The 18023-nt window shown below is 57.5% G+C and carries 29 protein-coding genes; 21 read left to right on the top strand and 8 right to left on the bottom strand.

Annotated elements, in window-relative coordinates:
• Nucleotides 1–146: 146 nt before the first annotated feature.
• The 21 genes from rplB to ACR3FC_RS07080 all read left to right on the top strand — a co-directional run bounded on the left by rplB (nucleotide 147) and on the right by ACR3FC_RS07080 (nucleotide 10777).
• On the top strand, nucleotides 147–989 hold the full coding sequence (gene rplB, locus ACR3FC_RS06980; protein WP_480474051.1) for a 50S ribosomal protein L2: 843 nt from the start codon (nucleotides 147–149) through the stop codon (nucleotides 987–989).
• A gap of 3 nt (nucleotides 990–992) precedes the next feature.
• On the top strand, nucleotides 993–1271 hold the full coding sequence (rpsS, locus tag ACR3FC_RS06985; protein ID WP_005980699.1) for a 30S ribosomal protein S19: 279 nt from the start codon (nucleotides 993–995) through the stop codon (nucleotides 1269–1271).
• 3 nt (nucleotides 1272–1274) lie between these two features.
• Nucleotides 1275–1655: a 50S ribosomal protein L22 gene (gene rplV / locus ACR3FC_RS06990; RefSeq protein ID WP_209505855.1), complete on the top strand. Its 381-nt coding sequence runs from the start codon at nucleotides 1275–1277 to the stop codon at nucleotides 1653–1655.
• Nucleotides 1655–2365 carry a 30S ribosomal protein S3 gene (rpsC, locus tag ACR3FC_RS06995; protein ID WP_209505853.1) on the top strand — a complete coding sequence of 237 codons (711 nt, stop codon included), beginning with the start codon at nucleotides 1655–1657 and terminating at the stop codon, nucleotides 2363–2365. Before rplV ends, rpsC begins: the two co-directional genes overlap by 1 nt.
• Before the next feature lie 12 nt (nucleotides 2366–2377).
• Entirely contained in the window at nucleotides 2378–2791 is a 414-nt protein-coding gene (gene rplP, locus ACR3FC_RS07000; RefSeq protein ID WP_267364819.1) for a 50S ribosomal protein L16, read from the top strand.
• A 236-nt stretch (nucleotides 2792–3027) separates the two neighbouring features.
• Nucleotides 3028–3648 (top strand): 2OG-Fe(II) oxygenase family protein, encoded by a 621-nt coding sequence (locus tag ACR3FC_RS07005; RefSeq protein WP_480474052.1) that lies wholly within the window; start codon nucleotides 3028–3030, stop codon nucleotides 3646–3648.
• A 253-nt stretch (nucleotides 3649–3901) separates the two neighbouring features.
• Nucleotides 3902–4108: a cold-shock protein gene (locus ACR3FC_RS07010; RefSeq protein ID WP_480474053.1), complete on the top strand. Its 207-nt coding sequence runs from the start codon at nucleotides 3902–3904 to the stop codon at nucleotides 4106–4108.
• Between the two features lie 184 nt (nucleotides 4109–4292).
• Entirely contained in the window at nucleotides 4293–4796 is a 504-nt protein-coding gene (locus tag ACR3FC_RS07015) for a hypothetical protein (protein ID WP_480474054.1), read from the top strand.
• A 202-nt stretch (nucleotides 4797–4998) separates the two neighbouring features.
• Nucleotides 4999–5205, top strand: a complete 207-nt coding sequence (rpmC, locus tag ACR3FC_RS07020; protein WP_209505847.1) for a 50S ribosomal protein L29 — start codon at nucleotides 4999–5001, stop codon at nucleotides 5203–5205.
• Between the two features lie 4 nt (nucleotides 5206–5209).
• Nucleotides 5210–5440 (top strand): 30S ribosomal protein S17, encoded by a 231-nt coding sequence (gene rpsQ, locus ACR3FC_RS07025; protein WP_209505845.1) that lies wholly within the window; start codon nucleotides 5210–5212, stop codon nucleotides 5438–5440.
• 75 nt (nucleotides 5441–5515) lie between these two features.
• Nucleotides 5516–5884 (top strand): 50S ribosomal protein L14, encoded by a 369-nt coding sequence (gene rplN / locus ACR3FC_RS07030; RefSeq protein ID WP_005621870.1) that lies wholly within the window; start codon nucleotides 5516–5518, stop codon nucleotides 5882–5884.
• Nucleotides 5885–5886: 2 nt separating this feature from the next.
• Complete coding sequence (gene rplX / locus ACR3FC_RS07035) at nucleotides 5887–6198, top strand: 50S ribosomal protein L24 (RefSeq protein ID WP_480474055.1); 312 nt, start codon at nucleotides 5887–5889, stop codon at nucleotides 6196–6198.
• Nucleotides 6191–6751 carry a 50S ribosomal protein L5 gene (gene rplE / locus ACR3FC_RS07040; protein WP_209505843.1) on the top strand — a complete coding sequence of 187 codons (561 nt, stop codon included), beginning with the start codon at nucleotides 6191–6193 and terminating at the stop codon, nucleotides 6749–6751. The genes rplX and rplE overlap by 8 nt, the downstream gene beginning before the upstream one ends.
• Nucleotides 6752–6770: 19 nt before the next feature.
• Nucleotides 6771–7076 carry a 30S ribosomal protein S14 gene (rpsN, locus tag ACR3FC_RS07045; protein ID WP_142639784.1) on the top strand — a complete coding sequence of 102 codons (306 nt, stop codon included), beginning with the start codon at nucleotides 6771–6773 and terminating at the stop codon, nucleotides 7074–7076.
• Nucleotides 7077–7089: 13 nt separating this feature from the next.
• Nucleotides 7090–7482: a 30S ribosomal protein S8 gene (gene rpsH, locus ACR3FC_RS07050; RefSeq protein ID WP_209505841.1), complete on the top strand. Its 393-nt coding sequence runs from the start codon at nucleotides 7090–7092 to the stop codon at nucleotides 7480–7482.
• Nucleotides 7483–7493: 11 nt separating this feature from the next.
• Complete coding sequence (gene rplF / locus ACR3FC_RS07055) at nucleotides 7494–8027, top strand: 50S ribosomal protein L6 (RefSeq protein ID WP_170467582.1); 534 nt, start codon at nucleotides 7494–7496, stop codon at nucleotides 8025–8027.
• Nucleotides 8028–8038: 11 nt separating this feature from the next.
• A complete protein-coding gene (gene rplR, locus ACR3FC_RS07060; protein ID WP_010437103.1) occupies nucleotides 8039–8398 on the top strand; it encodes a 50S ribosomal protein L18 in 360 nt (119 codons plus the stop codon).
• Nucleotides 8399–8584: 186 nt separating this feature from the next.
• A complete protein-coding gene (rpsE, locus tag ACR3FC_RS07065) occupies nucleotides 8585–9154 on the top strand; it encodes a 30S ribosomal protein S5 (RefSeq protein WP_480474056.1) in 570 nt (189 codons plus the stop codon).
• 12 nt (nucleotides 9155–9166) lie between these two features.
• Entirely contained in the window at nucleotides 9167–9355 is a 189-nt protein-coding gene (rpmD, locus tag ACR3FC_RS07070; RefSeq protein ID WP_267364815.1) for a 50S ribosomal protein L30, read from the top strand.
• Between the two features lie 134 nt (nucleotides 9356–9489).
• Nucleotides 9490–10317 (top strand): VOC family protein, encoded by an 828-nt coding sequence (locus tag ACR3FC_RS07075; RefSeq protein ID WP_480474057.1) that lies wholly within the window; start codon nucleotides 9490–9492, stop codon nucleotides 10315–10317.
• Between the two features lie 247 nt (nucleotides 10318–10564).
• Nucleotides 10565–10777 (top strand): DUF1127 domain-containing protein, encoded by a 213-nt coding sequence (locus tag ACR3FC_RS07080; RefSeq protein WP_209505835.1) that lies wholly within the window; start codon nucleotides 10565–10567, stop codon nucleotides 10775–10777.
• A 281-nt stretch (nucleotides 10778–11058) separates the two neighbouring features.
• Here ACR3FC_RS07080 and ACR3FC_RS07085 read toward each other — a convergent pair whose 3' ends face one another.
• From ACR3FC_RS07085 to rpsG, 8 genes are all read right to left on the bottom strand, one after another.
• Complete coding sequence (locus ACR3FC_RS07085; RefSeq protein WP_170609990.1) at nucleotides 11059–11355, bottom strand: 50S ribosomal protein L23; 297 nt, start codon at nucleotides 11353–11355, stop codon at nucleotides 11059–11061.
• Nucleotides 11352–11969, bottom strand: a complete 618-nt coding sequence (gene rplD / locus ACR3FC_RS07090) for a 50S ribosomal protein L4 (protein ID WP_480474058.1) — start codon at nucleotides 11967–11969, stop codon at nucleotides 11352–11354. The genes ACR3FC_RS07085 and rplD overlap by 4 nt, the downstream gene beginning before the upstream one ends.
• A complete protein-coding gene (gene rplC / locus ACR3FC_RS07095; protein ID WP_171638102.1) occupies nucleotides 11966–12691 on the bottom strand; it encodes a 50S ribosomal protein L3 in 726 nt (241 codons plus the stop codon). The genes rplD and rplC overlap by 4 nt, the downstream gene beginning before the upstream one ends.
• Nucleotides 12692–12709: 18 nt before the next feature.
• A complete protein-coding gene (gene rpsJ, locus ACR3FC_RS07100; protein ID WP_008756422.1) occupies nucleotides 12710–13024 on the bottom strand; it encodes a 30S ribosomal protein S10 in 315 nt (104 codons plus the stop codon).
• Between the two features lie 211 nt (nucleotides 13025–13235).
• On the bottom strand, nucleotides 13236–13946 hold the full coding sequence (locus ACR3FC_RS07105; RefSeq protein WP_480474059.1) for an SMI1/KNR4 family protein: 711 nt from the start codon (nucleotides 13944–13946) through the stop codon (nucleotides 13236–13238).
• A 219-nt stretch (nucleotides 13947–14165) separates the two neighbouring features.
• Nucleotides 14166–15341 carry an elongation factor Tu gene (tuf, locus tag ACR3FC_RS07110; protein ID WP_480474060.1) on the bottom strand — a complete coding sequence of 392 codons (1176 nt, stop codon included), beginning with the start codon at nucleotides 15339–15341 and terminating at the stop codon, nucleotides 14166–14168.
• 60 nt (nucleotides 15342–15401) lie between these two features.
• Entirely contained in the window at nucleotides 15402–17519 is a 2118-nt protein-coding gene (fusA, locus tag ACR3FC_RS07115) for an elongation factor G (RefSeq protein WP_480474062.1), read from the bottom strand.
• 18 nt (nucleotides 17520–17537) lie between these two features.
• Nucleotides 17538–18008 carry a 30S ribosomal protein S7 gene (gene rpsG / locus ACR3FC_RS07120; protein ID WP_093964348.1) on the bottom strand — a complete coding sequence of 157 codons (471 nt, stop codon included), beginning with the start codon at nucleotides 18006–18008 and terminating at the stop codon, nucleotides 17538–17540.
• Nucleotides 18009–18023: the final 15 nt, after the last annotated feature.

Below are 18023 nucleotides of genomic sequence, written 5' to 3' on the forward strand. Positions count from 1 at the left end.
ACCCAATCTTGTGGCCTCGGATTCGTTCCGGGGCCTTAGATATTTTGCAACCGGGGACCTTCGGGGCCCTATACCTTTGGCACCTACGGGGGCCTATCACATAGCGGGGGACCTCCCCTGCACTTGCTAAACGGAAGACAGAAAGCATGGCACTCAAGTCGTACAAGCCGACGACGCCGGGCCAGCGCGGGCTGGTGCTGATCGACCGTTCGGAGCTTTGGAAAGGACGTCCGGTCAAGTCTCTCACAGAGGGTTTGACCAAATCGGGCGGCCGGAACAACACCGGACGGATCACTTCACGCCGCCGCGGCGGTGGCGCAAAGCGTCTCTACCGGATCGTTGACTTCAAACGGAACAAATTTGATGTCGCGGCAACCGTCGAGCGGATCGAATATGACCCGAACCGGACCGCGTTCATCGCACTGGTAAAATACGAAGACGGCGAGCAGGCGTATATCCTGGCTCCGCAGCGTCTGGCTGTTGGTGACAAGGTCATCGCGTCGGCAAAGGCCGATATCAAGCCGGGCAACGCAATGCCGTTCTCGGGTATGCCCATCGGTACCATTGTCCACAACATCGAGATGAAGCCTGGCAAAGGCGGTCAGATCGCACGTGCGGCCGGTACTTACGCTCAGTTTGTTGGCCGCGATGGCGGCTACGCTCAGATCCGTCTGAGCTCGGGCGAGCTGCGCATGGTCCGTCAGGAATGCATGGCCACCATCGGTGCCGTGTCCAACCCCGACAACAGCAACCAGAACATCGGTAAAGCCGGTCGTATGCGCCACAAGGGCGTGCGTCCGTCGGTTCGTGGTGTTGCTATGAACCCGATCGACCACCCGCATGGTGGTGGTGAGGGCCGTACCTCGGGTGGCCGTACGCCGGTTACGCCGTGGGGTAAGGACACCAAGGGTAAGCGTACCCGCAACAAGAACAAAGCGTCCCAGAAGCTGATCATCCGCTCGCGGCACGCCAAGAAGAAGGGACGTTAATCCATGTCTCGCTCTGTTTGGAAGGGTCCTTTCGTCGATGCTTACGTGCTGAAAAAAGCCGAAGCAGCGCGCGAGTCGGGCCGCAACGAAGTCATCAAGATCTGGTCGCGTCGTTCCACCATCCTGCCCCAGTTCGTGGGTCTGACCTTTGGTGTGTACAACGGCCAGAAGCATATCCCGGTAAACGTCTCGGAAGACATGATCGGTCAGAAGTTCGGTGAATACTCGCCGACCCGGACCTATTATGGCCACGCCGCAGACAAAAAAGCGAAGCGGAAGTAAGTCATGGGCAAGGAAAAGAACCCCCGCCGCGTGGCTGAAAACGAAGCAATGGCGAAAACGCGCATGCTTCGCACCAGCCCGCAGAAACTGAACCTGGTAGCAGCTATGATCCGCGGCAAGAAAGTCGAGAAGGCCCTGACCGACCTGACTTTCTCGAACAAGCGTGTCGCGCAGGACGTCAAGAAGTGCCTGCAGTCCGCAATCGCGAATGCCGAAAACAACCACAACCTGGACGTTGACGAACTGATCGTCGCCGAAGCCTGGGTTGGCAAGAACCTGGTCATGAAGCGCGGTCGCCCGCGTGCCCGTGGCCGTTTCGGCAAGATCATGAAGCCGTTCTCGGAGATCACCATCAAGGTGCGTCAAGTTGAGGAGCAAGCCTAATGGGACATAAAGTCAATCCGATCGGCATGCGCCTTCAGGTCAACCGCACCTGGGACAGCCGCTGGTACGCAGATACCAAGGACTACGGTGATCTTCTGCTGGAAGACCTCAAGATCCGTGAGTTCATCCAGAAAGAGTGCAAGCAGGCCGGTGTTGCCCGTGTGATCATCGAACGTCCGCACAAGAAGTGCCGCGTTACGATCCACACCGCACGTCCGGGTGTCATCATCGGCAAGAAAGGTGCGGACATCGAAGTCCTGCGCAAGAAGCTGGCTGCGATGACCGACAGCGAACTGCACCTGAACATCGTCGAAGTGCGCAAGCCCGAACTTGACGGTCAACTGGTTGCCGAGTCGATCGCTCAGCAGCTGGAACGCCGTGTTTCGTTCCGCCGCGCGATGAAGCGTGCCGTACAGAACGCCATGCGCATGGGCGCCCTGGGTATCCGGGTGAACGTCGCTGGCCGTCTGGGTGGTGCCGAAATCGCACGGACCGAATGGTACCGCGAAGGCCGTGTGCCGCTGCACACGCTGCGCGCCGACATCGATTACGCACATGCCGAAGCGATGACCCCCTACGGGATCATCGGGATCAAGGTCTGGATCTTCAAAGGGGAGATCATGGAGCACGATCCGCAGGCACGTGACCGTAAAGCACAGGAACTCCAGGACGGCCCTGCACCTCGTGGTGCTGGTGGCGGTCGTCGCTAAGGAGGGAAAGATATGCTTCAACCAAAGCGTACAAAATTCCGCAAGTTGCACAAAGGCCGGATCAAGGGCGAAGCCAAGGGCGGCTCTGATCTGAACTTTGGCACCTACGGCTTGAAAGCGATTGAGCCTGAGCGTGTAACCGCACGCCAGATCGAGGCTGCACGTCGTGCCATGACGCGTCACATGAAGCGTCAGGGCCGTGTCTGGATCCGCATCTTCCCCGACACTCCGGTCACGGCAAAGCCGATCGAAGTTCGTATGGGTAAAGGTAAGGGCTCGGTCGACCGCTGGGTTTGCAAGGTCAAGCCCGGTCGCGTGATGTTCGAGATCGACGGCGTCAATGACGACATCGCCCGCGAGGCCCTGCGCCTGGCTGCGATGAAGCTGCCGATCAAGACCCGCGTCGTGGTTCGCGAAGACTGGTAAGCGATCCGGGGGCACCCCCGCTCGTGACAAGATTGACCCCCGTCGGAACACCGGCGGGGGTTTTTCTTTAGGGGGCTCTGCCCCCGCCGCGCGTGCCGCGCGCCTCCCCCGGGATATTTTGGGCTAGATGAAGCAGGGGATCCGTTCTTCATCTGGCTGCAAATATCCCGGAGCGCGAGGCAGAGCCTCGCAAAACAGCCATCGCGTTCACTGCGCGGCTGGTTTAAGACAGCCCCATGCCACAGATTGAATCACTCTTCGTCACCCGCCTCTATCGTGCCTCTTTGTCCGAGTTCGGTCCCCCGATCGATGCGGAGGAGTTGGAAAGCTCGTGCCTTGTCATCGCCGAGGATGACGAGGCCGGTCAGGACTGGTGCGAAGAAAACGGCTATCCCGGTTACACCAGCTATGCTTCGCTGACCGACCTGCCCTGGCGGTTTCCGATATTCGCCGATCTGGTCAAGGCGCTGGACAGCCATGTGGCGGCTTTTGCCAAGGATCTGGAGTTTGATCTGGGCGAGGGTAAGCTGAAGCTGGAAGACCTGTGGATCAACATCCTGCCCGAGGGTGGCATGCATTCCAGCCACCTGCACCCGCACAGTGTGATTTCCGGCACCACCTATGTGGCGATGCCCGAAGGCGCGAGCGCGCTGAAGCTGGAAGACCCCCGCTCAGGCCGCATGATGGCCGCGCCGACGCGGCTGAAAGGCGGGCGGCGCGATTTGCAGCCCTTCATCTATGTGAAGCCGCAGGTGGGCGATGTTCTGCTGTGGGAAAGCTGGCTGCGCCACGAGGTGCCGATGAACATGGCCGAGGAAGAGCGGATTTCAGTGAGTTTCAACTATAAGTGGGAGTGAGCATCAGCTCATTGCACAGTAGTTGTTCAGTGTAGCGTTTGCGAGACGAACGGGCGGCCCCCTACCAATCACGATTCACAAAGAGTTTTCGATAACACTTGCAATATGTGCCGACATGGACCATGTGAGGCACGCTTACGTTTTTCTTTTTCGACCACTGTCTCCCGATATTCGGCGTTCAGTCTCTCGATCCAGACCGACCACGCCGCGCTGTCGCAATTCCGCGGACAGCAATTATTTGGAGAATACGGATATGGCCAATGGCACCGTAAAATGGTTCAACACAACTAAAGGTTTTGGCTTCATCGCACCGGAGACCGGTGGCAAAGACGTGTTTGTACACATCTCTGCTGTCGAACGCTCGGGTCTGACCGGTCTGGCCGACAACCAGAAAGTAACATTCGACATCGAGCCCGGCCGTGACGGCCGCGAGTCGGCTGTGAACATCGCTCTGGCGTAAGTCGCCCAGGCTTAGACAGTTGCAGACGCGGTCTCGTGCAAACGGGGCCGCGTTTTTCGTAAAAGCGAATTTGAGCCATCTGATCTCAATCATTCCATTGGGTTCAGACACACGATAGAATCCAAGCTATGCACCCGCCCGTCATGTTGAGGTGTATTGTTCAGGCTTTGGTCAGGCATTTACGATGCAAGCCCTATTCTCATTCGTTCTGGTTGCGACAATTGCCTGCACGACAAGTGCTGTGGGGCAAGTTGCGAACCCGCACCGCATCTACGAAGACAGCTGTGCCGGATGCCACGCCCCCCATTCCGGTGATTTCGTTTGGGATGAGCTTGGTGTGTCAGATGGTGTGCTGGTCGGAGCCCGGTCCGGACGGGCGGTCGAAAATTACTTGCGCTCCGGTCATGGCGGGGTGACTACGGACAAGGCCGAGGTACTGCTTGCTCATTTCCGGATTATCCGGGACTCGGGCGGTGTCTTCATCGAGAAATGCCGTATTTGCCATGTGACCGCCATGGAGCTTGTGCGAAACAATCTGATCCTTGACGAAGGGAAGCTGACGGGGCGATATACCGGGCGTGACATCGGAGCGTTCCTGGACGGTCATGGCCGTCTTTCGCCGGAAGAGGTTTCCGAGATGCTGTCCGTATTGACCAGAGTGGCAAATAGCCAGGGTCTGACACGGTGACACAAGCGGGTTTTTGATTTCGGGAAATTCCCTGTTCCCGCATGGCAAACTTTCCCTTGCCACCCCACCCCTAACCCCCTATAGAGCGGCATCTTGCGGTCTCCCGGCGTTGTCGGGCGATTCGTATGTCTATCATTCATCCACCAGGTCAAAGGTGACCCGAGTACGGGGCCTTCTGGTGTTTTGAGCAAAGGAAAAGGCGATGAACGCCCAAGAACTGCGTGACAAGACCCCTGATCAGCTCCGCGAGGAACTGGTCAACCTGAAGAAAGAAAGCTTTAACCTGCGCTTTCAACAGGCAACCGGTCAGCTGGAAAACACTGCTGGCATCAAAGCGGCCCGCCGCAACGCTGCCCGCGTCAAAACCATCCTGAACGAAAAGGCCGCTGCTGCGGCATCCGAGGAGTAATCAGATGCCCAAGCGTATCCTGCAAGGCACCGTGACCAGCGACGCCAACGAACAGACCATCACCGTGCTGGTCGAGCGCCGTTTCAAGCACCCGCTGCTGCACAAAACCGTTCGTAAGTCCAAGAAATACCGGGCTCATGACGAAAAGAACGCCTTCAAGGTCGGCGACTCTGTACGCATCATCGAATGCGCGCCGAAATCGAAGACGAAACGTTGGGAAGTTCTGGAAGCGTAAGCTTCCGGGATTTTTCATTTGTCGAAACCCTGGGGGATTTAATCAGACCAGCCCCCACAGGTCGGGAGAAACCACATGATCCAGATGCAGACCAATCTGGATGTCGCTGACAACTCTGGCGCACGCCGAGTTCAGTGCATCAAGGTCCTGGGTGGTTCCAAGCGTAAATACGCCTCCGTTGGCGACATCATTGTCGTCTCGGTGAAGGAAGCCATCCCGCGCGGCCGCGTAAAGAAAGGTGACGTCCGTAAGGCCGTCGTCGTACGCACCGCCAAGGAAGTCCGTCGCGAAGACGGCACCGCGATCCGTTTCGATCGCAACGCCGCCGTCATCCTGAACAACAACAACGAGCCCGTAGGTACCCGTATCTTTGGCCCCGTTGTTCGTGAACTGCGCGCGAAGAACTTCATGAAAATCATCTCGCTGGCTCCGGAGGTGCTGTAATCATGGCTGCTAAACTCCGCAAAGGCGACAAGGTCGTCGTGCTGTCCGGCAAGGACAAGGGCAAAGAGGGAACTATCACCTCGGTTGACCCCAAAGCCGGCAAAGCTGTGGTCGATGGCATCAACATCGCCATCCGCCACACCCGCCAGTCGCAAACCTCGCAAGGTGGTCGCCTGCCTCAGGCAAACCCGATCGAGCTGTCGAACCTGGCACTGCTGGACAAGAACGGCAAAGCAACCCGCGTTGGCTTCCGCATGGAAGGTGACAAGAAGGTGCGTTTCGCCAAGACCACAGGGGACGTGATCGATGCTTGATAACGCAACCTACACCCCGCGCCTGAAAGCGCAGTACGCCGAGACCATCCGTGCCGCTCTGAAAGAAGAGTTCGGCTACAAGAACGACATGCAGCTGCCCAAGCTGGAAAAAATCGTTCTGAACATCGGTTGTGGTGCTGAGGCTGTCAAAGACTCGAAGAAAGCGAAAGCTGCTGTCGAGGACCTGACTGCGATTGCCGGTCAACAGGCCGTTGCAACCAAGGCGAAGAAGTCGATCGCGGGTTTCCGCGTCCGGGAAGACATGCCGCTGGGTGCGAAAGTGACCCTGCGCGGTGACCGGATGTACGAATTCCTGGATCGTCTGATCACGATCGCGATGCCGCGTATTCGTGACTTCCGCGGTGTTAAGCCTTCTTTCGACGGTCGTGGCAACTTTGCCATGGGCATGAAAGAGCACATCGTGTTCCCGGAAATCGACTTCGACAAGGTCGACGAGGTCTGGGGCCTGGATATCGTAATTGCCACCACAGCGAAAACCGACGCTGAAGCAAAGGCACTGTTGAAAGCATTCAACATGCCGTTCAACGCGTAAGCGCCGGGAGGATTGAGACATGGCTAAGAAAGCAATGATCGAACGCGAGAAGAAGCGCGAACGCCTGGTGGCCAAATATGCCGCGAAGCGTGCCGAGCTGAAAGAAATCGCGAATGACGAGAGCAAGCCGATGGAAGAGCGTTTCAAAGCGCGTCTGAAACTGGCGAAACTGCCGCGCAACAGCTCGGCTACCCGTCTGCACAACCGTTGTCAGCTGACCGGTCGTCCCCACGCTTACTACCGTAAGCTGAAGGTCAGCCGTATCATGCTGCGCGAGCTGGGTTCTGCTGGTCAGATCCCCGGCATGGTGAAATCGAGCTGGTAAGGGAGACATAGATATGAATGATCCTATCGGCGATATGCTCACCCGTATCCGCAACGCGCAAATGCGCGGCAAGTCCACCGTTTCCACTCCGGCGTCGAAGCTGCGTGTTTGGGTTCTGGACGTGCTGGCGGACGAAGGCTACATCCGTGGCTATGAAAAGACGACCGGTGAAAACGGTCATCCGGCCATCGAAATCAGCCTGAAATACTACGAAGGCACCCCTGTCATTCGCGAACTGAAGCGGGTTTCGAAACCCGGTCGCCGCGTATACATGGGCGTCAATGACATCCCGCAGGTCCGTCAGGGTCTGGGCGTGTCGATTGTCAGCACTCCGAAAGGTGTGATGTCGGACGCAAACGCTCGCTCCAACAATGTTGGCGGCGAAGTGCTCTGCACCGTCTTCTAAGGAGGTCTGCAATGTCTCGTATTGGTAAAAAACCGGTCGAGCTGCCCAGCGGCGTAACCGCCTCTGTGTCGGGTCAGACCATCGAAGTCAAAGGTCCGAAAGGCACCCGCAGCTTCACCGCCACCGACGACGTAACGCTGTCGGTTGAAGACAACGTGGTCAAGATCGACCCTCGTGGCATGTCCAAGCGTGCCCGCCAGCAGTGGGGCATGAGCCGCACCATGGTTGCCAACCTGGTAACCGGTGTGACCACAGGCTTCAAAAAAGAGCTGGAGATCCAGGGTGTTGGTTACCGGGCGCAGATGCAGGGCAACACCCTGAAGCTGAACCTGGGCTATAGCCACGATGTTGATTTCACGGCTCCGGAAGGTGTCACCATCACCGCACCGAAGCAGACCGAAATCGTTGTGGAAGGTATCGACCAGCAGCTGGTGGGCGAAACCGCGGCCAAAATCCGCGAGTGGCGCCGCCCCGAGCCGTACAAAGGCAAGGGCATCCGCTATAAGGGCGAGTTCATCTTCCGCAAGGAAGGCAAGAAGAAGTAAGGACGCAGACAATGGCAAACAGCAAAAGAACCCTGTTTCTGAAGCGCCGCCTGCGCGTTCGGAACAAACTTCGCAAGGTCAACGCGGGTCGTCCGCGCCTGTCCGTACACCGTTCGAACAAGAACATCTCTGTTCAGCTGATCGACGACGTACGTGGCGTGACCCTGGCCTCGGCCTCGACCCTGGAAAAAGATCTGGGTGTTGTTGGCAAGAACAACGTCGAAGCGGCGACGAAAGTCGGCGCGGCCATCGCCGAGCGTGCCAAGAAGGCAGGCGTCGAAGAGGCCTATTTCGATCGTGGCGGCTTCCTGTTCCACGGCAAAGTGAAGGCTGTCGCCGACGCTGCGCGTGAAGGTGGCCTGAAGATCTGATGGTGTGCCGGTCTGAAGCCCGGCCTACCGGATACGACGCCGTAGGCCGGGCTTCAGCCCGGCACCGGCACTTTGAAGGCGGGTCCGCCCGCCTCGATGATCGGGGAGCCCCAGAATGTCATTCACGGGTTCACTTCGATTGAGTAATTGGCGCCGCAAGCGCCTCTAGAGGAAAAGGGATGCCAAATGGCAGAACGTGAAAACCGTCGGGGCCGTGGCCGCGACCGTGAAGAAACACCGGAATTTGCAGATCGCCTGGTCGCAATCAACCGCGTGTCGAAAACCGTAAAAGGTGGTAAGCGCTTTGGCTTCGCCGCTCTGGTGGTTGTCGGCGATCAGAAAGGCCGCGTCGGCTTTGGCAAGGGTAAAGCGAAAGAAGTACCTGAGGCCATCCGCAAGGCGACTGAGCAAGCCAAGCGTCAGATGATCCGCGTGCAGTTGCGCGAAGGTCGGACCCTGCACCACGACATCGAGGGCCGTCACGGCGCCGGTAAAGTGGTTATGCGCGCCGCGCCTGAAGGTACCGGTATCATCGCCGGTGGTCCGATGCGTGCCGTGTTCGAAATGCTGGGCGTCAAGGACGTTGTGTCCAAGTCGCTGGGCTCGCAGAACCCGTACAACATGATCCGCGCCACCATCGACGGCCTGCAGAAAGAGCAGAGCCCGCGTTCGGTTGCCGCACGTCGTGGCAAAAAGGTTGCTGACATCCTGCCCAAGCGGGACGAAGCACCGGCTGCTGCTGAAGCAGAAGCATAAGGAGAGCACGTCATGGCAAAAACCATCGTCGTCAAACAGGTCGGTTCGCCGATCCGTCGCCCCGCCGAACAGCGCGCAACCCTGATCGGCCTGGGCCTGAACAAGATGCACAGAACCCGTGAGCTGGAGGATACTCCTTCGGTGCGCGGCATGATCCGCAAGATCCCGCATCTGGTAGAGATCATCGAAGAACGCGGCTAAGCCCGCCTTCATCGGAAAGAACAAAAACGCCTCCGGTAAATTCGGGGGCGTTTATTGTTGGCACTTCAGCTTCTTGGGGATTCCTTCCTCCAACCCGGATTTCTGGAGCGCCATGTTCAGATTGATCTGTATCAATGACCAATTGGATTATGATGGGCTATCCAGCGTGTTTCACGCAGGAGGTTCTTGAAGTGAGTGCGGATAAGACAGGACGGATCGTTTGGCATGACCTCTTTACGCCTGATCTGAACGCTTCCGAGGCTTTCTATGGCCGTGTAGCATCGTGGGATTTCATTAAGGAAAGCACAGAAGACTATGTCTGGGGCCGGGGAAAGGGGGAATTCACTCTTGCTCTTTTGAATGGGGAAGCCGGAAGTGGATTTACCAAGACTCCAGCGGGCTTTGATGCCGGCTGGCTTCCCTATTTCGAGGTTCCCAATGTTGACAAGTATTCAAAGCGTGCCGAGAAGCTGGGCGCACATATCATTCGGCGCCCCTTTGATGTGCCCGGCGTCGGTCGAAACTGCCTATTGTTGGACCCCTTGGGAGCCAGGTTTGGCATTTCCGTTTCACAACACGATTACCCGATACCTACACAACAGTTCACAACAGAGGTTTATCTGAGCGAAGGCCCAGAGTTTCCAGTTGAATTCTACCAATCGTTGTTTGATCGAACATCTTCGAAAACGGATGGCCCAGGCGCGGCCGGGCCAGGTCCGTGGCTTACACATATTCCTGTGGTAGCTTCACCAGATATAAAGATACGTGAAAGATGCGCCTGGCTACCCGGAATTAAGGTCACCGCTATCGAGGATGCGGTACGTGATGCTTTGACGCTTGGAGCGTCCGAAGTGCGTGTTCGATCACGGCAAAGCGCGCAGCATGCACCGCGTGTGTTTCGTGATCCGACGGGACTTTATTTTGCATTTCAGCAGGTGGGTCCGGTATTGGGAACAAACTGAAAGCCGCTGCAAACCGCAGATGGCCATCGCGTCAATCCGCAGGTCAACTGCAAAATCCATGCCAATAGGAATAGGAACCAGGCTACGAACAATCCAGCCAGCAAAAGTTATTCGCCGCATGCATACCGGCTAGACCAAAATCTGCGTTGTTAGCGATAGCAAACGCTCCTATCTCTGCCTTGTCCAATGAAGGAACTCAAAAGGAAAGGTCAGGGAATACGCCCTGATTTGAGAAAGGAATACAGAGATGACAACTGCGACACTGACCCATACCGGCTTCAACTTCGGCACCCGGATCGCTGACATGATCACACGGATCAAAACAGCCCGCGCTCGTGCTGCTGAGTATCAGCGCACCTATACCGAGTTGCAGCGTCTGAGCAACCGTGAGCTGGACGATATCGGCATCCGCCGCTGCGACATCGCAGATATCGCGCACCGGCACGTATATTGCTCATAACCACGCACACAATTGAAACGACCCAAAGGCGCCTTAACGGCGCCTTTTCTATATCCGTTGCAGGCTCTGCCCCGCGTGCAGACCGCTCAGAGGCCGCCAGAGGGTGCGATGGCTGTTGAGGCGGCCCACATGCCCGAAACGTCAAAACCGTCCTGAGGCGACCGCTGGAGGGCGTGTGACCGCCCTGCCCTGACGCGCATCCCCAGCTTCGACGCCTGAAACGAAATCGGCCCCGGCGGAGTGATCCACCGGGGCCGTAAAGTGTCGCTGTAAGCGTCGGATCAGAGACCGGTGCTTACGTCGATTGTGTTACCCTCTTCCAGGGTCACATATGCTTTCTTGACGTCCTTCCGACGGCCCAGCTGACCGCGGAACCGCTTGACCTTGCCTTTGGTCACGGTGGTGTTCACCGCCTTGACCTTCACACCAAACAGCGCCTCAACGGCCTCTTTGATCTGCGGCTTGTTGCTTTCGATCGCCACTTCAAAGACAACCGCGCCATTTTCGGACGCCATGGTCGACTTTTCGGTGATGATCGGCTTGCGGATCACGTCGTAGTGTTCTGCCTTCGCGCTCATTTCAGACGAGCCTCCAGTGCTTCGACAGCCGCTTTGGTGAGCACCAGGGTGTCACGCTTGAGGATGTCATAAACGTTTGCACCCATCGACGGCAGGATATCCAGACCTTCGATGTTGCGCGACGCCTTCAGGAACCCTTCGTTCACGGTCGCGCCGTCGATGACCAGAGCGCGTTTCCAGCCCAGGTTTGCAACCTGTTTGGCCAGTGCGGCGGTCTTGCCTTCTGCTTCGGCGTTCTCGATCACAACCAGTTCACCTGCTTTGGCTTTTGCCGACAGAGCATGGCGCAGGCCAAGCTTACGGAACTTCTTCGGCAGGTCGTGGCCGTGCGAACGAGGGGTCGGGCCCTTGTAAACACCACCCTTGCGGAAGATCGGTGCGTTACGGTCACCATGGCGTGCGCCACCGGTGCCCTTCTGGCGATAGATCTTCTTGGTCGAGTAGCTGGTTTCCGAGCGGGTCTTGACCTTGTGGGTGCCGGCCTGCGCATTGTTGCGCTGCCAACGGACCACACGGTGCAGGATGTCCGCGCGCGGCTCGAGGCCGAACAGGTCTGCATCCAGCTCGATGTCGCCGGCCTTGCCGCCGTCCAGTTTGATTACATCAAGTTTCATGCTTCACCACCTTCCGCGGATACTTCTTCCGCAGGTGCTTCGGTTGCAGCCGATTTCACAGCAGCCGGGAAAGGCAGGCCTTCCGGTGCTTTCTTCTTCACGGCGTCCTTGACGGTGACCCAGCCCGATTTCGGTCCGGGAACGGCGCCTTTGATGAAGACCAGACCACGGTCGGCGTCGGTTTTGACAACCTCGAGGTTCTGGGTGGTAACACGGGCAGCACCCATGTGACCGGCCATCTTCTTGCCTTTGAACACCTTGCCCGGATCCTGACACTGACCGGTCGAGCCGTGCGAACGGTGGCTGATCGACACACCGTGCGAGGCGCGCAGACCACCGAAGTTGTGGCGCTTCATCGCACCGGCAAAGCCTTTACCGATCGAGGTGCCCGACACGTCAACCTTCTGACCAGCCAGGAAGTGCTCGGCCGAGATTTCGGCTCCCACTTCGATCAGGCCATCTTCGGAGACGCGGAACTCGGCCAGCTTGCGCTTGGGCTCGACCTTGGCAGCGGCGTAGTGGCCGCGCATGGCCTTCGAGGTGCGTTTTGCCTTGGCAGCACCAGCGCCCAGCTGAACGGCGGTGTAGCCGTCTTTTTCAGCGGTCCGCTGTGCAACAACCTGCAGGTTGTCCAGGTGAAGAACGGTCACAGGGATCTGCTTGCCGTCTTCCATGAACAGGCGGGTCATGCCAACTTTTTTTGCGATAATACCAGAGCGCATATTCTATACCCTCCGATCTTACGACTGCAGCTTGATCTCGACGTCCACACCAGCAGCCAGGTCGAGCTTCATCAGCGCGTCCACGGTCTGGGGGGTCGGATCAACGATGTCGAGCAGACGCTTGTGCGTGCGGATCTCGAACTGGTCGCGGGATTTCTTGTCAACGTGAGGGCCACGGAGAACCGTGAACTTCTCGATCTTGTTCGGCAGCGGGATCGGGCCGCGCACATTCGCGCCGGTCCGCTTGGCAGTGTTGACGATCTCTTGCGTGCTGGCATCCAGAACGCGATAGTCAAATGCCTTCAGCCGAATACGGATATTTTGGCTTTGCATAGTAACAGCCTTTTATCAGGCGTTGAGGTTGAGAGGAGGACAGACGCGCATCGCCAACCCTCATCGAACCCAAAAGGCGGGAATCATCCCGCCTTGATGTTCTTGTTGAGAACCCGCGCGATCTACAGGGGTTGGAGGGGTTTGGCAAGGGGTTTAACGAGTTTTCGCAGACCATGAAGCTCAGTCGACAACTTACCGCTCAAATCTGTTGTTAGCTTCGACGCAGAAATTCTCTGACTCGCCTGAGCAAGCCTCCGGTAGTGTCACTTTCACTATGGATATCCTTTGCAAGCTGTTCCCAATTTGATGTTTCACCGGGTAGTCGCTTCACCGAGGTAATCTCATTGCCGGTATCGTCATATCGTTTCATCTGGCGTGAAACTTCTTGTTTCAAAAATTCAGCCATGCTTGACCAACGGGCCCCAATCAAATCGTGGTCCTTATTGATGAGTTCGACTTCGCCGGCGCTGGTCAAATATAGCTGGCCTTGAGAATACCATTCACCATTCATGACCCCTATTCCAAAATGACCTTCCGGGACGTAATCCGGCCTTAGGTAATGCACATTCTGATGCCGTAAGCTAATCGGCTGCCCGATAACGTCGTCTAACGCTCTTGTATTTTGGCCTCCGGTTGCACCAAAGAGAGTGATTCCCATGATGCTCGCACCATTATATTCCCTTAGGAAGTCGACGTATTGGTTTGGCAGATATCTTTCACTTTCTTCCTCTGCCTGTGCAAGCTGATCGTCCGTCAGTCCAGCATAGAAGCGGCAAAGGTACTCCTGCGGGGCGACCGTAGGTATATAACCAGTCGCAAACGAACCATTCTCGCCGTCAAAAAAACCCAGTTTGTCCCAACGCCCGCGAATTGAAGCAGTAAGGTGTGCGAGCGCTTCCGAAATGTTCGGTTCTTTGGCCATTCACATACCTCAATCCAGTCACAGGGGAACAAGCTTCACAAGGAGGCGCTACTCACAGAACAATTTGGTTTCAATACATATTGAGGCTTCAACTTAGAAGCACAAAAAAAGGCCGCCCCCTTGTGGAACGGCCTTCTTTAGTTCAATGGAGTGGGCTCTCATTGCTCTTTCAGAGCAACTGCCGCCCACCGGCCAGAGTTTTCTAAAGAAAACTCGACCTTATTCAGTAATCTTCGACACGACGCCGGCGCCGACGGTGCGGCCGCCTTCGCGGATGGCGAAGCGCAGGCCCTGCTCCATCGCGATCGGTGCGATCAGTTCAACGCCGAACGACACGTTGTCGCCGGGCATGACCATCTCGGTGCCTTCCGCCAGGGTCACGGTGCCGGTCACGTCAGTCGTACGGAAGTAGAACTGCGGACGGTAGTTCGCGAAGAACGGGGTGTGACGGCCGCCTTCTTCCTTGGTCAGGATATAGGCTTCGGCTTCGAACTTGGTGTGCGGTGTCACCGAACCCGGCTTACACAGAACCTGGCCACGCTCAACGCCGTCACGATCCACACCACGCAGCAGGGCGCCGATGTTGTCGCCCGCTTCACCGCGGTCCAGCAGCTTGCGGAACATTTCAACGCCGGTGCAGGTGGTTTTCGAGGTGTCGCGGATGCCGACGATTTCGATCTCGTCGCCAACGTTGATCACGCCACGCTCGATACGGCCGGTCACAACGGTACCACGGCCCGAGATCGAGAACACGTCTTCGATCGGCATCAGGAACGGCTGGTCAACAGCACGCTCGGGCGTGTCGATATATTCGTCAACAGCCGCCATCAGCTCGCGGATTTTGTTCTCGCCGATTTCAGGGTCACGGCCTTCCATCGCGGCCAGAGCCGAACCTGCGATGATCGGAATATCGTCGCCGGGGTATTCATACGAAGACAGCAGCTCGCGGATTTCCATTTCCACCAGTTCCAGCAGCTCTTCGTCGTCAACCTGGTCAACCTTGTTCATGAACACGACCATCTTCGGGATGCCAACCTGGCGGCCCAGCAGGATGTGCTCGCGGGTCTGCGGCATCGGGCCGTCCGCGGCGTTCACAACCAGGATCGCGCCGTCCATCTGAGCAGCACCGGTGATCATGTTCTTGACGTAGTCGGCGTGGCCGGGGCAGTCGACATGCGCATAGTGGCGCGCGTCGGTCTCGTATTCCACATGCGCGGTCGAGATGGTGATGCCGCGGGCTTTCTCTTCCGGCGCGCCGTCAATCTGGTCATACGCCTTGAAGTCACCAAAATACTTGGTGATCGCTGCGGTCAGCGTCGTCTTACCATGGTCAACATGCCCAATCGTGCCGATGTTGACGTGCGGTTTTGTACGCTCAAACTTTTCCTTTGCCATGATGGCCTCCTTTTTCTGTAATGAAGGGAGCCCCGGAACGGCGCTCCCTCAAATCGTCGCTTATGCGTATTTCGCCTGGATCTCGTCCGAGATGTTCTGCGGAACCGGATCGTAGTGGTCGAACTGCATGGTGAACTGGGCACGGCCCGACGACATCGAACGCAGGGTGTTGATGTAGCCGAACATGTTCGCCAGCGGAACAAACGCGTCGATCGCGATTGCGTTGCCGCGGGATTCCTGACCCGACACCTGGCCCCGACGCGAAGTCAGGTCACCGATGATACCGCCGGTGTATTCTTCCGGGGTGATCACTTCGACCTTCATGATCGGTTCCAGCAGCTTCGCGCCAGCTTTGCGCATGCCTTCACGCATACACATACGGGCCGCGATTTCGAATGCCAGAACGCTCGAGTCGACGTCGTGGAACTTACCGTCCAGCAGGGCAACCTTGAAGTCGATCACCGGGAAGCCAGCCAGAGGGCCGCTGTCCATGACCGAGTTGATGCCTTTTTCAACACCGGGGATGTATTCCTTCGGAACGGCACCACCAACGATGCGGCTTTCGAACGAGTAACCTTCGCCTGCCTCGGTGGGCTGGATCTCCAGCTTGACTTCAGCGAACTGACCCGAACCACCCGACTGTTTCTTGTGGGTGTAGGTGTGTTCGACCGGCATCGAGATGGTTTCACGATAAGCCACCTGAGGCGCACCGATGTTGGCTTCGACCTTGAACTCGCGCTTGAGACGGTCCACCAGGATGTCCAGGTGAAGTTCGCCCATGCCCTTCATGATGGTCTGACCCGATTCCAGGTCGGTTTCCACGCGGAAGGACGGGTCTTCGGCGGCCAGACGGGCCAGACCCTGAGACATCTTTTCCTGGTCGCCCTTGGTTTTGGGCTCGACCGCGATCTCGATCACCGGATCGGGGAAGGTCATGGTTTCCAGAACCACCGGATCCTTCGGATCGCAGAGGGTGTCACCGGTGGTGGTGTCTTTCAGACCCGCCAGCGCGATGATGTCGCCTGCAAACGCTTCTTCGATCTCTTCCCGGTTGTTGGAGTGCATCATCATCATACGACCGATGCGCTCTTTCTTGCCTTTGGTCGAGTTCAGGATCGAGTCGCCCTTCTGCATGGTGCCCGAGTAAACGCGGGTGAAGGTCAGCGAACCGACGAAGGGGTCGTTCATGATTTTGAACGCCAGACCCGAGAAGGCCATGTCGTCATCGGCACGACGTGCGATGTTACGAACTTCTTCCTCGTCGCCGGGTTTGAAGCCCATGTAATCAACAACGTCCAGCGGGCTGGGCAGGTAGTCGATCACAGCGTTGAGCAGCGGCTGAACGCCTTTGTTCTTGAACGCCGAGCCACCCAGAACCGGAACGAAATGCAGCGCCAGCGTGCCTTTGCGCAGCAGTTTGCGCAGGGTCGGAACGTCGGGCTCTTCGCCTTCCAGATAGGCCATCATCGCGTCGTCGTCTTCTTCGACGGCCGCTTCGATCATCTTGCCGCGCCATTCGTCAGCCATGTCTTTCAGGCTGTCACGGATCGGAGCTTTGACCCAGCTTGCACCAAGGTCTTCGCCCTGCCACAGCCACTCTTCCATGGTGACGAGGTCAACCAGGCCTTCCAGCTCGGTTTCGGCACCGATCGGAATACCAACCGGAACAGCACGTGCGCCGGTGCGGTCTTCGATCATGCGAACGCAGTTGAAGAAGTCTGCGCCGATCTTGTCCATCTTGTTGACGAAAACCATACGCGGAACCTTGTAGCGGTCAGCCTGACGCCACACGGTTTCGGTCTGGGGTTCAACACCGGCGTTTGCGTCCAGAACGCAGACGGCACCGTCGAGAACCGCCAGCGAGCGTTCAACTTCGATGGTGAAGTCAACGTGGCCGGGGGTGTCGATGATGTTCAGGCGGTGCTTAGGCGTGTCAGCATTCTGACCGTCTTCGGTGCGTTCCCAGAAGGTGGTAGTTGCAGCCGAAGTGATGGTGATGCCGCGTTCCTGCTCCTGCTCCATCCAGTCCATGGTGGCTGCACCATCGTGCACCTCGCCGATGTTGTGGGATTTACCAGTGTAATACAGGATACGCTCCGAGCAGGTGGTCTTACCTGCGTCGATGTGCGCCATGATACCGAAGTTACGGTATAGTTCGAGCGGATATTCGCGTGCCATTTGGATAAGCCTCTGGGATTACCAACGGTAATGGCTGAAGGCTTTGTTCGCCTCGGCCATCTTGTGGGTGTCTTCGCGCTTCTTCACGGCGGTACCGCGGGACTGTACAGCGTCCAGCAGCTCACCGGCGAGGCGTTCTTCCATGGTGTTTTCATTGCGGCCGCGCGCAGCGGTGATCAGCCAGCGGATGGCCAGTGCTTCGCGGCGCTCGGGGCGGACTTCGACCGGAACCTGATAGGTTGCACCACCAACCCGGCGCGAGCGAACCTCGACGGACGGTTTGATGTTGTCGAGTGCTTCGTGGAACACTTCGACGGGCGCGCGCTTGATCTTGCTTTCGACGCGGTCAAAGGCGTTGTAGACGATACGCTCGGCGACCGACTTCTTGCCGTCGATCATCAGGTTGTTCATGAATTTGGTCAGAACCTTATCGCCAAACTTGGCGTCAGGCAGGACTTCGCGTTTTTCGGCGGCGTGACGACGTGACATATCAGCCTCTCCTTC

The sequence above is a fragment of the Ruegeria sp. AF3 genome (genome assembly GCF_056536285.1).